Annotated in this window: 9 protein-coding genes and 1 tRNA gene; 4 read left to right on the top strand and 6 right to left on the bottom strand. The window is 63.9% G+C overall.

The window, feature by feature from the left end; translation table 11 throughout:
- Window positions 1–51: 51 nt before the first annotated feature.
- Entirely contained in the window at window positions 52–1,269 is a 1,218-nt protein-coding gene (locus tag IC614_RS04040) for an EAL domain-containing protein (protein WP_200972539.1), read from the bottom strand.
- A 109-nt stretch (window positions 1,270–1,378) separates the two neighbouring features.
- Here IC614_RS04040 and IC614_RS04045 point away from each other — a divergent pair, with 109 nt between their 5' ends.
- From IC614_RS04045 to IC614_RS04055, 3 genes are all read left to right on the top strand, one after another.
- Window positions 1,379–2,155, top strand: coding sequence for an NAD kinase (locus tag IC614_RS04045; RefSeq protein WP_200972540.1), 777 nt, complete (start codon window positions 1,379–1,381; stop codon window positions 2,153–2,155).
- Between the two features lie 64 nt (window positions 2,156–2,219).
- Window positions 2,220–2,294, top strand: a tRNA-Asn gene (locus tag IC614_RS04050).
- A gap of 196 nt (window positions 2,295–2,490) precedes the next feature.
- Window positions 2,491–3,213: a hemerythrin domain-containing protein gene (locus IC614_RS04055; protein WP_200972541.1), complete on the top strand. Its 723-nt coding sequence runs from the start codon at window positions 2,491–2,493 to the stop codon at window positions 3,211–3,213.
- Between the two features lie 77 nt (window positions 3,214–3,290).
- Here IC614_RS04055 and secA read toward each other — a convergent pair whose 3' ends face one another.
- The 5 genes from secA to IC614_RS04080 form a co-directional block, all read right to left on the bottom strand.
- Window positions 3,291–6,026, bottom strand: coding sequence for a preprotein translocase subunit SecA (secA, locus tag IC614_RS04060; protein WP_200972543.1), 2,736 nt, complete (start codon window positions 6,024–6,026; stop codon window positions 3,291–3,293).
- Window positions 6,027–6,249: 223 nt separating this feature from the next.
- A complete protein-coding gene (trxA, locus tag IC614_RS04065) occupies window positions 6,250–6,570 on the bottom strand; it encodes a thioredoxin TrxA (RefSeq protein ID WP_200972545.1) in 321 nt (106 codons plus the stop codon).
- 53 nt (window positions 6,571–6,623) lie between these two features.
- On the bottom strand, window positions 6,624–10,049 hold the full coding sequence (gene addA, locus IC614_RS04070; RefSeq protein ID WP_200972548.1) for a double-strand break repair helicase AddA: 3,426 nt from the start codon (window positions 10,047–10,049) through the stop codon (window positions 6,624–6,626).
- Between the two features lie 91 nt (window positions 10,050–10,140).
- On the bottom strand, window positions 10,141–10,659 hold the full coding sequence (locus tag IC614_RS04075) for a hypothetical protein (RefSeq protein WP_200972550.1): 519 nt from the start codon (window positions 10,657–10,659) through the stop codon (window positions 10,141–10,143).
- A gap of 179 nt (window positions 10,660–10,838) precedes the next feature.
- On the bottom strand, window positions 10,839–11,378 hold the full coding sequence (locus tag IC614_RS04080; protein WP_200972552.1) for a hypothetical protein: 540 nt from the start codon (window positions 11,376–11,378) through the stop codon (window positions 10,839–10,841).
- An 88-nt stretch (window positions 11,379–11,466) separates the two neighbouring features.
- On the opposite strand from IC614_RS04080, the gene IC614_RS04085 reads away from it, so the two are divergent.
- Window positions 11,467–12,714, top strand: coding sequence for a M24 family metallopeptidase (locus IC614_RS04085; protein ID WP_200972554.1), 1,248 nt, complete (start codon window positions 11,467–11,469; stop codon window positions 12,712–12,714).
- Window positions 12,715–12,795: the final 81 nt, after the last annotated feature.

The raw sequence follows: 12,795 nt of genomic DNA on the forward strand, positions 1-12,795 counted from the left end.
GCCGGAATCCAGCTTCAGCGCCGCTGGACCCCGGCCTTCGCCGGGGAACACTCAGCGCCTGACCAGCTCTGCCAGCGCCGCGCTCGTGATGGGCGGGGAGTGCAGATAGCCCTGGGACAGGGCGCAGCCTTGCGCGGCGAGCAGTTCCAGCTGCTCCTCGGTCTCCACACCTTCCGCGACGACGCGCAGGTCCAGCGAGCGGGCCAGATCGATGATGCTCTTCACCACGATCCGGTCGCGCGTCGATCCCGCAATGTCGACCGACAGGGACTTGTCGACCTTCAGATAGTCGATCGGCAACGCCTGCAGGTAAGCGAGGCTGGAATATCCCGTGCCGAAATCGTCGATGGCGACATGGAGCCCCGCCTCGCGCAACTGTGAGAGCAAGGTCGCTGCGGCGGGCAGGTCTTTCATGAGGCCGCTTTCCGTCACTTCGACGGTCACGCACGTCCTCTCCACCCCTGCCCCGTCCACCAGCGCGAGGAAATTTCGCACGAAACCCGGCGCGGCGAGATCCTCCGCCGTGATGTTGATCGACACGCGGATATCGGAAAGATGCGCGGGCCAGGACGCCACTTCGCTCAGCGCCTTGGCCTGGATGGTGCGCGACAAGGCCAGGTGCAGGTTCGACCGCTCCGCGGCGTCGAACAGGGTTTCAGCGCCGATCACGCCCAGCGCCGGATGGTGCCAGCGGGCCAAGGCCTCGGCGCCGACGATACGGCCGCTCGCAATATCGATCTGAGGCTGGAACAATATCTGGATCTCGCCCCGCTCCAGCGCCATCGGCAGATCGATCTCCAGCCGCTTCCTGCGCCGCTTACGCTTGCTTTCGGTCAGCATCGCGGCCGGGCGGGTCTGGCCGCGAAGCCCGCGCCGCCGCCCGCCGGACAGGCGCTCGGCATAACGGGCGGCGTAATTGACCGCTTCGGTGAAGGTGCGCGCGGTAAGCGGAGTCAGCACGAAATGGGTGACGCCGTTGCGGCGGAACCAGGTCAGCTGGTCGGCATCGTCCTCCTCGAGAATGAGGAGAAGGGCGCTACGGTCCTCCTCGGCGACCTCCGTGATGGCCGCCACGGCGCGCCGCGCCGGCCCCATCGCGCCCCGTGCGTCGACCACCGCGACCCAGGCGCCGGATTCGGCGAAAGCGTCAGCGCTATGCTCGGCTTGGCCAGGAAAGACGGGGCACCAGCCTGCTTCCCCGCACAATCGCTCCAATTCCTCCCGGTGACGCGGAGAAAAGACGAACAAGGGCGATTGGGATTCCGGCATCTTCTCTCCGTTGCGAAGGCCCCTTAGCTAGGCCCCGCGCGAGCGCGCGGCAACGGCGATTTTCCGCGCTTCCTTGCCGGATCGGCCTTGCCGTCCTAGCAATGGACTTATGGCAGATCCGAAGAAGATGGCGCTCGTCGCCTCGCGCACGCCCGCCGCGAAGGCGGCCGAAGCGGAGCTGAAGGCGCTGTACGATTTCGTGCCTACGGATGAAGCCGATCTCCTTATCGCATTAGGCGGCGACGGTTTTCTTCTCCAGACGTTGCACGCCATGCTTCGAAAGAAGAAGCTGAAGCCGGTCTTCGGCATGAACCGGGGCACCTACGGCTTCCTGATGAACGAATGGCGGCCGCAGCTGCTGGAAGCCCGTGTCGAAGCCGCCAAGGCCTTTTCCGTCCTCCCGCTCGCCATGAAGGCGGTGAGCGTGAAGGGCAAAACCCACCGCAGCCCCGCCATCAACGAAGTGTCGCTGCTCCGCGAAACGCGCCAGACGGCGTTGATCGAAGTGTCGGTGAACGGCCGGGTGGTGATTCCGGAACTGGCTTGCGACGGCGTATTGGTCGCGACGCCCGCGGGCTCCACCGCTTATAATTTCTCGGCGCAGGGCCCTATCCTGCCCTTGGGATCGAAGCTCGTCGCGCTGACGCCGATCAGCCCCTTTCGCCCGCGACGCTGGCGGGGCGCGATCCTGCCCGACGACATGACGATCACCCTGCGCGTACTCGACCCCGACAAGCGTCCCGTCTCGGCAGTCGCCGACCAGTTCGAGGTTCGGCAAGTCGAACGGGTGGAGGTGAAGGCCGACCGGGCGGAGGCTCTGACCCTGCTCTTCGACCCGGAACATGCGCTCGACGAGCGGATCGCCATGGAACAATTTACGGTTTGACGCGCCAAGCCGCTTGCCATTCCGAAAAAAGCGCTGCTATAGCCCTGCTCGCCCATGAGGCTGTTCCCCGGTAGCTCAGCGGTAGAGCATCCGACTGTTAATCGGACGGCCGCCTGTTCGAATCAGGCCCGGGGAGCCACTTGGCTCTAGCGACCCCTCGGCATGAAGCCCCGGCCCCGGCCGGGGCTTTTTCGTTTGCCCCCCCCGCCCATGAGGGCCGTCGCAGAGATAGAGCGGCTTGCCGTTTCACGCCCGTTTTCAACGCTTTGAACACCGCGCACTGCGGAACCCAGGAGCCTCGGTGGCGGTTCAACCGGCAGAAGAAGGAGGCCCTCATGGCAACGCGTGAAACGAGCAGAAGCAGCAGCAGGAATAATGGCACGACGAGCCGCAGCCGGACGGTCGATCGTGGCGCCACAAGCGCCAACAAAAGCAATAGAAGCAGCACCAGCGAAAACAGCAGCAATGCGGGAACCGGCCAGCGCGGCGGTTCGGGACGTAGCGCGTTCAGCTGGGACAATGGCGGCCGCACGGCGGTAATCGGCGCGGCGGTGGCGGGGGTCGCGGCGGGCTTTGCCGCCAATTTCGGCCGCAAGTTCATCGTGCAATTCGCGACTGGCCGGTCGGACTGGTTCGAAAGCCTCAGGAACGAGCACGAGATGACGCTCGCCATCTTCGACAAAATCGAAGCGACGCGCGACGATCAGGCGATGATGCGCGGTATGCTGACCATGCAGTTGAAGCATGCGCTCAGCAAGCATGCGATGGAGGAAGAGAATGTCATCTACCCCGCGCTTCGCGAAGCGAATGAAGCGGCGGATGCCGATCACCTCAATTCCGATCACGGCTATGTGAAGACGTTCCTCTACGAAATGGACAATATCCCCAAGGACAGCCCGCAATGGCTCGCCAAGGTGAAGGAATTCCGCACCATGTTGGAAGCCCATATCCGGGAAGAGGAAGACCGCATCTTCCCCGAGTTCCATTCCATGCTGTCGGAAGAGCAGAACAAGAAACTTACGGCCGCAATGCACAAGGAAGGGCTGAAGCTGGCCTGAATTAGTTGTGCCCCGGCGGAGGCCGGGGCCCAGCTTTTAATGCACCCGATCCCGGCCTTCGCCGGGACAGGGCTATCTCACAAAGCCCCGTGGCAATGCTTGTACTTGCGGCCCGAACCGCAGGGACATGGGGCGTTGCGGCTGATCGGCTCCTCGCCCGTCATCACCGCTTGCGTGACGTTGGCGGGCATTTCCGGCCGGTCGCCTTGCATCGGCGCAAGGCGCGACATGATGTTGCCGGTGGCCGCGTCGATATCGGCGGTATCGTCGTCGCCCGTCAGCGGGTCGATATGCGTCGTCACGAAGTCCGGCAGGACAGGCTCGGGCGGCGGCGACCAGTTGAATTGGGCGAAGGCCAGGGTGCGGGTCACGTCCTCCCGGATCGCGCCCAGCATGCGCTCGAACATCTGGAAGGCTTCGTGCTTATATTCGTCGATCGGCTTCTTCTGCGCATAGGCGCGCAGGTGGACGACCTGGCGCAGCGCGTCGAGCATCGCGAGATGCTCCTTCCAATGATGGTCGAGCGATTGAAGCAGGATGCTCTTTTCGACCTGCACATAGGTTTCGGGCGGAAGCTGCGCGGTCTTTTCGTCGACTTGGGCGGTCGCGAGGGCAAGCACGCGTTCCACCAGCATTTCGGGGTCCACGGCCTCTTCCTGAACCCAATCGTCGATCGGGGGCGTGAGGCCGAAAACCTGCTGCAGCCGCTCTTTCAAAAGCGGGACGTCCCACTGCTCGGGATAGGAGTTCGGCGGACACGCCTCGCCGACGATGCCGTTCACCGTTTCCGACCGCATGTCGACGACCACGTCGCCCACCGTCTCGGCGTCCATGATGTCGGCGCGCTGTTCGTAAATGACCTTGCGCTGATCGTTCATCACGTCGTCATATTCGACGACCTGCTTGCGGATGTCGTAATTGCGCGCCTCGACCTTCTTCTGCGCGGTCTCGATCGCCTTGGATATCCAGGGCGACACGATCGCCTCGCCGTCGGCAAGATTCTTGTTCATCAAGCGCGCAAACATGGTCTGCGGGCCAAATATCCGCAGCAGGTCGTCGTCGAGGGAAAGGTAGAAGCGCGACAGGCCCGGATCGCCCTGGCGACCCGAACGGCCGCGCAGCTGATTGTCGATGCGACGGCTTTCGTGCCGCTCGGTGCCGAGTACGAACAGGCCGCCCGCGGCGAGCACGCGCTGCTTTTCCTCGGCGATCTCGGCGCGGATCTCGGCGGCTTTGGCGTCATATTCGGGCGTGCCGTGCGTCAGGTCCGCATGCTCGTCGGCCATGCGGAATTCGAGGTTGCCGCCAAGCTGAATGTCGGTGCCGCGGCCCGCCATGTTGGTCGCGATGGTGACGGCGCCGATCCGGCCCGCCTGCGCCACGATATGCGCTTCCTGCTCGTGATATTTGGCGTTGAGGACATTGTGCTTGATGCCCTCCGCGGTGAAATATTTGGACAAGGCGGTCGATTTTTCGATCGACACGGTGCCGACCAGAACCGGCTGCCCCAGCTCCTGCTTCTCCTTCACCGCCGTCGTGATTGCGGCGAACTTGTCGGCCTGATTCTTGTAGAATTCGTCATCCTCGTCGAGGCGCTGCACCGGCACGTTCGTCGGAATGGTCACGACGTTCATCTTGTAGATGTCGTAAAATTCCGGCGCTTCCGTCGCGGCGGTGCCGGTCATGCCCGAAAGTTTCGGATACATGCGGAAATAATTCTGGAAGGTAATCGAGGCGAGCGTCTGGTTCTCCGGCTCGATGGTGACGCCTTCCTTGGCCTCGACCGCCTGATGAAGGCCGTCCGACCAGCGGCGGCCTTCCAGCATGCGGCCGGTGAATTCGTCGATGATGCAGACCTTGCCCTCGTAGATCAGGTAGTCGACGTCGGCCTTGAAGATCACGTTCGCCTTCAGCGCCTGATTGACGTGGTGGACGACCTGCGTGTTCTCGAAATCGTAGAGGTTGGCGCCGACGAGCAGGCCCGCTTCCTCGAGCAGGCGCTCCATCTTCTCGGTGCCGTCTTCGGTGAGGACGACGGACTTCTGCTTCTCGTCCACCTCATAATCTTCCGGGACCATGTTCCGGACGATGGCGTCGACGCTCTTGTAAAGCTCGGACTTGTCGTCGGTCGGGCCGGAGATGATGAGCGGGGTGCGCGCCTCGTCGATCAGGATCGAGTCCACCTCGTCGACGATGGCGTAGTTGAAGGGCCGCTGCACCATCTGCGCGCGGTCGTACTTCATGTTGTCGCGAAGATAGTCGAAACCGAGCTCGTTGTTCGTCGCGTAGGTGATGTCGCTGTGATAGGCGTCGCGGCGCTGCACGTCGCTCAGGTTCGGGACGATCACGCCGACGCTCATGCCGAGGAAGCGGTAGACCTGCCCCATCCAGTCCGCGTCGCGGCGGGCGAGATAGTCGTTCACCGTGACGACGTGGACGCCGTTGCCGGGAATGGCGTTCAAATAGGTGGGAAGCGTCGCCACCAGCGTCTTGCCCTCGCCCGTCCGCATTTCGGCGATCTCGCCCCGGTGCAGCGCGATGCCGCCGATCAGCTGGACGTCGAAATGACGCATGCCGAGTACGCGGACCGATGCCTCGCGCACGGTGGCGAAGGCTTCGGGCAAGAGCGCGTCGAGAGTTTCGCCAGCCTCGTACCGCTCGCGGAAGCGCGCGGTCTGGCCCTTCAATTCCTCGTCGCTCATCGCCTGGATTTCGGGCTCGAGCGCATTGATCTTGTCGACGATCTTGCGGAGCGAACGGACGTAGCGGTCGTTGGAAGATCCGAAAATGGCTTTGGCAAATCCGCCGAACATGGGCGATCCTGTCTTAAATCTATTGTGTTATTTCACAGACGGCCGTGACGCGCCGCGCCCCGCGAAATGGTCGCGGGCGATGTAGGGTTACACCCCATGCAAGTCAATTGAACCAGGGAGAAGAAGGCGCGCGGGTTGCAGCGCCTTCATATCTCGTCACCCGTATGAAGCGGCATTGGCCATGCCCCTCTTTAATCCCTTCTTCACCGGGGAGAGGGTTGGGTTAGAGCTGCCCCTCGATCCAGCTCTGGATCGCGCCCTTCGGAGCGGCGCCCACCTTGGTGGCGGCGGGCTGGCCGTCCTTGAACAGGATCATCGTCGGGATGCCGCGCACGCCATATTTGGCGGGAGCATCGGGGTTTTCGTCGATATTGATCTTGGCAATCGTCACCTTGCCATTGAGATCGTTGCTGATCTCCTCGAGCGCCGGGGCGATCATCCGGCACGGACCGCACCATTCCGCCCAAAAATCGACCAGAACGGGCCCGGAAGCGCCCAGCACGTCCTGCTGGAAGGAAGCGTCGGTGACGGTCTTGGTAGCCATGGATGTTCTCCTGAAGAATCTTGGGTCGCATTTAGGAAAGCAAATGCCGCGCCTCAAGCCGCTCCGGGCCGGTAGCGGTCGATTAAGGCGGCGGGAAGCGGGTGAAGCACCGGCGTGCTGGTGTAAAGCAAGGCCGCATCCACCCTCTTGCCGGGAAAAATAACTTCCAGGGCCGCGACATAGGCCGCCATTTGGCGCAGATGAGGTACGGGAATGCCGTCGGGCGCGGCCGGCGCACGGTGGCCGGTCTTGAAATCGGCGACGAGGATGCGCTCCTTGCCGATGAGCAGGCGGTCCGCCGTTCCGGAAATGACCGAACCGTCGGGTGTCACCGCCGCGATCGGGGCTTCGGCGAAGGCATCCGTCCCGAAAAGGTCGCGATAGCGCGGATCGGCGATGATCGCGCAGGCGCTGTCCACCAATTCCTTGCGCAAGGCGGAATCGTCGACGCCCCGCGCCCGCGCCAGCCAATCATCGGCGCGTTGGGCACGAAGGCCAGGCGGCACGCCAGGCAGCCGCTCGAACAATTGATGGAGCAGCTTGCCGCGTTCGGCGGCAAGGCGAAGAGCCGGGGAAGGCGGCGGATCGGCGACATCGTCATCGGCGATCGACGAAGGCGCCAATGGTCGCGGCGGGCGCGCTTCCTCCGGCGCCGGGCGAAACAGCCACCCGGGAAGCGGCGGCGGAGCCTGCCGGGCGGCGTCGACGGAGCGTCTCCCCGGCATTTCGGTCTCGCCATGGATACGGGCACGCTGCCACAGGGGCATGTCCCGCCATTCCGCGCCAAGGCCGGTCAGCGTCCGTTCGATGGCGGCATACCAGCTGTCGGCTGGCGGACCGCTGCGGTCGGCAGGGCCGAGCGCGCCGCCGATATAAAGCCGCTCCTCCGCCCGCGTCAGCGCGACGTAGAGAAGGCGCCAATGCTCCGCGCGGTCCCGCGCCTCCTGCGCTGCGATCCCGGATTTCATCGGCTCGAACAGTTCATCCTTGCGCGGCCGGAAGACCGGCACCTCTAGATCGCCGTCCAAGCGCAAGGCTGCCTTGCTCTCCCGCTTCCGCGACGGATCGACCGTTGCGTCGGCAAGGATGACGACAGGCGCCTGAAGCCCTTTCGACCCATGGACGGTCATGACCCGGACGGCGTCGAGCGGCGCGGAAGGATCGCGCACGATTTCGACATCGCCGCGCGCGAACCAGTCGAGGAAACCCTGAAGCGACGGCGTGCCCCTGCTTTCGAAATCCAGGGCGGCGGCGAGCAATTCCTCGATCGGGTCGCGCGCTTCATGGCCCAGGCGCTCGATGAGCTTGCGCCTGCCCTGCATCGGACCGGACAGAATCGTTTCAAGAAAGCGGTGAGGCGTCGTCAGATCGGCCATGCCAAGGAGGCCGACGAGAGCTTCCACCGTATCCGGCACCCCCGCCTTGGCGCGGAGATGCGGCCAGAGTGCGCCCTGACGACCGCGCGCCGCCGCATAAAGGGCATCCTGGGTCCAACCGAAGAGCGGCGAGACGAGCAGGTTGGCGAGGTTGAGATCGTCGAGCGGCTGAAGCGCGAAGCGTATGGCTGCGATGAGGTCGCGCACGGCGAGGGGCGCGTTGAGGAGCAGACGGTCGATGCCTGCCACCGGCACGCCTTCGGCATGCAGACGCGCGACGATCAGGCCGGCGAGCGTGCTCCTGCGGCGGACGAGGATCAGGATATCCTCCGGCCGCAGCGGCCGTTTCCCGCCCGCCACCAGGAAAGGCCGGTCGAGCCAGTTGCGGATCTGCTTGGCGAGCGCGGCGGCGTAGCGGCGGGTGGCATCGCCGATCCACCCCTCCTCGCCTTCATCCATCTCCTCTCCCTCCCCGCCTTCGGCGGTAAAGGGGGCCCAGAGCGTCACCGAACCGGCCCGGCCGCGATGGTGGCTTTCGTGCGCCTCCGCCGGAGCGAGCAGCCCCAGTCCTTGCGGTCCCAGGTCATCGAGCCAGGCGTCGACGAAAGACAGGATGGCGGGTGAGGAACGGAAGCTGCGGCTGATCGACAGGTCGAGGAAGCGGGTTGCCACCGCCTCCGCCTCGCGCCCGAACCAGGCGCGCGCGACTTCGAACGCTTCCGGATCGGTGCCCTGGAAACCGAAGATCGCCTGCTTGTAATCGCCGACGGTGAAGATGGTGCGCCTGCCCGGCGGTTCGAATTCGCCGCCGCCGCGCGCGCCCTCGCCTGCGAAGAATTCCAGAGCGAGGGCGCGGACGATGTTCCACTGCCGCTCGTTCGTGTCCTGCGCTTCGTCGATCAGGATATGATCGGTGCGCTGGTCGAGCTTGTAACGCACCCAGTCGCCCATGCCTGGCGTCAGCAGCAGCCTTTCGGCGGTCCGGATCAGATCGTCGAAATCGACCGCCCCCGCCGCGCGCTTGGCATCGGCATAAGCGAAAGCAAAGGCTTGCCCCGCGCGCAGCCCGGCCGCGAGCGCCTTTGCCAAAGCCGCCTTGGCCCGCATTTCGATTAGGGTTTTGCAGCATTCCGCCAGGTCGGCGGCGAGCCGTTCATAATCGGGATCTGCGCCGATCTGTCCTTTGGCGACTGCGCGCATTTCACCGTCCTTGCGGAGCACGATTTCGGCCAGGTCCGATAAGGCCGCCGCCCTTTCACCAGCATGGCGTGCCCGCCAAGCCGTGATCGCTTCGCAGCATTTGAGGCCCGTCGCGGTGCCCCAGGCGCGATTGGCGGCCGAAATGCGATCGAGCAAACCGAGATCGAACATGGCGTCGTCGCAAAGACCTGCGATCCGTTCTTCGATATTGCCGGACGGAAGATCGAAGGCCCGCCGCAGCCGCGCCTCAATCCCAGGCGCCGCGCCGAGGGCCGCCATCGCGTCCGGCGCCCGCGCGCATTGCATCAGGAAGCCTTCCGCCCCGGCCTCGCCCAGCCGATGGCTGAGCGACTGCACGTCGGCGATCAGGGAGAGATTCCCACCCGTTTCGGCGCGAACCAGCAAGTCGGCCAGGGTCTGCCGTGCGAGCTGCTTTTCCTCCCGGCCGTCGAGGGGCTTGAAGCCCGGAATCATCCCGGCTTCGGCGGGAAAAGCCGCGAGCAGCGCTTGCGAGAAAGCATGAATCGTCTGAATGCGGAGCCCGCCGCCTGCGGCATCGAGCACGCGGGCGAAAAGGGTTCGTGCCCGCGCCCTGCCTTCCGGCCCCGGATCTTCGCCAAGGGCGATCAGCTCCTGCCCCAAATCTGTATCCTTCAACCGCACCCAATAAGCGAGCCGCGCATGGATGCGGTCGGCCATCTCGGCAGCACCAGCCTTCGTGAAGGTGAGGCAAAGAATGGAAGATGGATCGGCGCCGCGAAGCAGGAGGCGCAATACCCGAGCGGTCAAGACATGAGTTTTCCCCGTCCCCGCCGACGCGGACAGAGCGGCGTGATGGCCGGGATGCGAAGCGCGGAGCTGGTCGCCCTCCAGCCGCGCAAGCGGCCTCAACCTGTTCAACACGAACGAACGCTCCCGCTCATGTCCCTTCTATAGAAGCCGCCGGGAGCGTTCGTCACCCGCTAAGATCATCGCTTATGCAGATGGGGTCTGGTCAGCGAACCTCAAACCACTTCTCATTCTTGGGGTTAAGGCAATACAACCTATAGGCCACAGCCTTGCCCGCCGCATTGCCACGAATGACGTTGGTCGGGTTGCTCATCGTCCATTCTACCTGGCGGCAAGTGTGGGGACCGACAAGCTCCGCCCCAACGAGCTTGAATTGCCCGTTATAGCCTTTGCCCTTCCAAGTCTCCACATCGCCAACGTTCATTTCGCTGATGCGCTGTAAAATACCGTAGCCGTTCAATTCAGGACGATAATCCCCCTCCCGATGGAAGGGGCGCGCCATTCCCGACGCATGGCGTTCCATCGCGAAGTCGGTGTAGTCGTTAAACGCCTTCTTCTGCGCATCGCTCAAAACGAGCATTGTCACATCATCGGGATTGTTGAGCGGCCACAGCGTCTCCCACGGATAGGTCTCCGGCCGGGCCATATCTTCCGGCCATTCCTGCGCACCCGCGGCGGCGGCAACGAAGCCGAGTCCGGCCAGGACGAATTTCATGGTCTTCATACTCGCTCCCTAGTCAAAATACCCCCGCCTCCAGCTTCGACTGGACCTTCAAAGCTCTATTCTGCCAGCATGAATCGACGAACATGCGGTTTTCCGGAGATGAAGACCGGAGCGGCGCGGCAGCGGTGAGGCAAGGCCGGCTGGAACCGCGACGCTGCCAAACTGGTGAGGAAAGAGGTTTAGCCTGCTGTCGACGTAGCATTCTTAACCGGGAACCAGGATTTCTTGGCGGGATCAAAGCAATAGAGTTCAAGTTTGGATACATATCCAGCCTTGTTGCCCACGATCACGTTGGACGTTTTGCGCATTGTCCATTCCACCTGCCGGCAAGTATGAGGGCCCAGCGGCTCCGTTCCAACAAGCTTGACCTGTCCACTAATCCCGGTGCCGGTAAATGCTTCCGTGTCACCGATGTTCATGACCGAGATCCGGCTCACAATATTACCGCCAGGCAAATCCGCGCGAAAACGTACATTGACGGAATAATTATCTGCCATCCCGCTAGGGTGCCGCTCGGTAGCGAAATCATAATAATTTCTGCTCTGCGCAAGATAAGACCTGCCAAGCAGAATTTTGGTGACATCGTCGGAATTGTTGAGCGGCCAGAGCGCTTCCCAAGGATAGGTGGCAGGCCGCGCCATGTCTTCCGGCCACTCTTGAGCCGCAGCCGGTGCAGCAAAGCTCGCAATCGCCGTGGCCAACAAATATAGCTTCTTCATGTTGCCTCCCTTCACATCCCTTGCTTGAGTGGATCGCCAAAAGCTTTATCCTGCCAGCACAAATCGACGAGCATGGGACTTTCGGGGGATGAATATCGAAACGGACCGCCGGCACTTTCTGGCGATAGGCAGCGGGGCGGCGGCGATGATGGCGGTGCCGGGCTGGACCCAGGGTGCCGCACTCCCCAACTTCGCGGCGCGCGCCGTGCCGATCGGGCGCGAGGAACGGCTTGCGCGCATCGCGAAGGCGCAGCGGCTGATGCGCGAGAGGGGCATGAGCGCCCTCCTCATCGAGCCTGGCGCATCGCTCGTTTATTTCACCGGCATACGCTGGTGGCGGAGCGAGCGGCTGACGGCGGCGATCCTCCCAGCGGAGGGCGATATCGGCATCGTCACGCCGTTTTTCGAGGAGCCGTCGATCCGGGAAAGCCTGGCGGTGCCCGGCGATGTGCGTGTGTGGCAGGAGGACGAGGATCCGATCGCCCTAGTTGCCGGGTGGCTGAAGGACCGGAAGCTCGGCCAAGGCAATATCGGGATCGAAGAAACGGTGCGCTTCTTCGCCAGCGATGCGCTGGCCCACGCTCTGCCCCAGGCACGCGTCACGGCGGGCGCGCCGGTCGTCCGCGCCTGCCGGATGATCAAGTCGCCCGCCGAGATCGCGCTGATGCAGGTCGCGAGCGATATCACCATGGCCGCCTATCGCCATGTTCACGCCCGGGTCGAAAAGGGCATGGCGGCGCGCGACATTTCGCGCATGATGACCGAAGCGATGGCCGCGCTCGGCGGATCGCCGGAATTCGCGCTCGTCCTGCTCAACGAGGCGTCGGCCTATCCGCATGGATCGGAAAAGCCGCAGGTCGTGCAGGAAGGCGGGATCGTGCTGATGGACAGCGGCTGCACGGTCGAAGGGTATCAATCCGACATTTCCCGCACCTTCGTGTTCGGAGAGCCGACGAAGGAGCAGCGCGAGGTTTGGGAAACGATGCGGCGCGGCCAGGGCGTCGCACACGCCGCCGCGAAGATCGGCGCGAGCGCGGGCAGCGTCGATGATGCCGTGCGCGGCTGGTACGAGAGCTTGGGTTACGGCCCGCGCTACAAGCTGCCCGGCCTGTCGCACCGCACCGGGCACGGCATCGGCCTTGAAGGGCATGAGCCGGTGAACCTCGTCCATGGCGAAACGACTCCGCTCGCGCCCGGCATGTGCTTTTCCAACGAGCCGGGTCTTTATTTCCCCGGCAAGTTTGGCGTGCGGATCGAAGATTGCTTCCATATGACGGCGGAAGGCCCGCGCTGGTTCTCCGTGCCGCCCACATCCTTGGATAACCCAATCGGCTGAACGGCTCGCCGCGCGCAAGGCAGCATCCGGCGCGCGCGCGCCTCGAAAGCGCCGAGAACCGAATTGGGGCGCCGGAGACTT

The organism is Sphingosinicella flava (assembly GCF_016025255.1).
Taxonomy (GTDB): domain Bacteria; phylum Pseudomonadota; class Alphaproteobacteria; order Sphingomonadales; family Sphingomonadaceae; genus Allosphingosinicella; species Allosphingosinicella flava.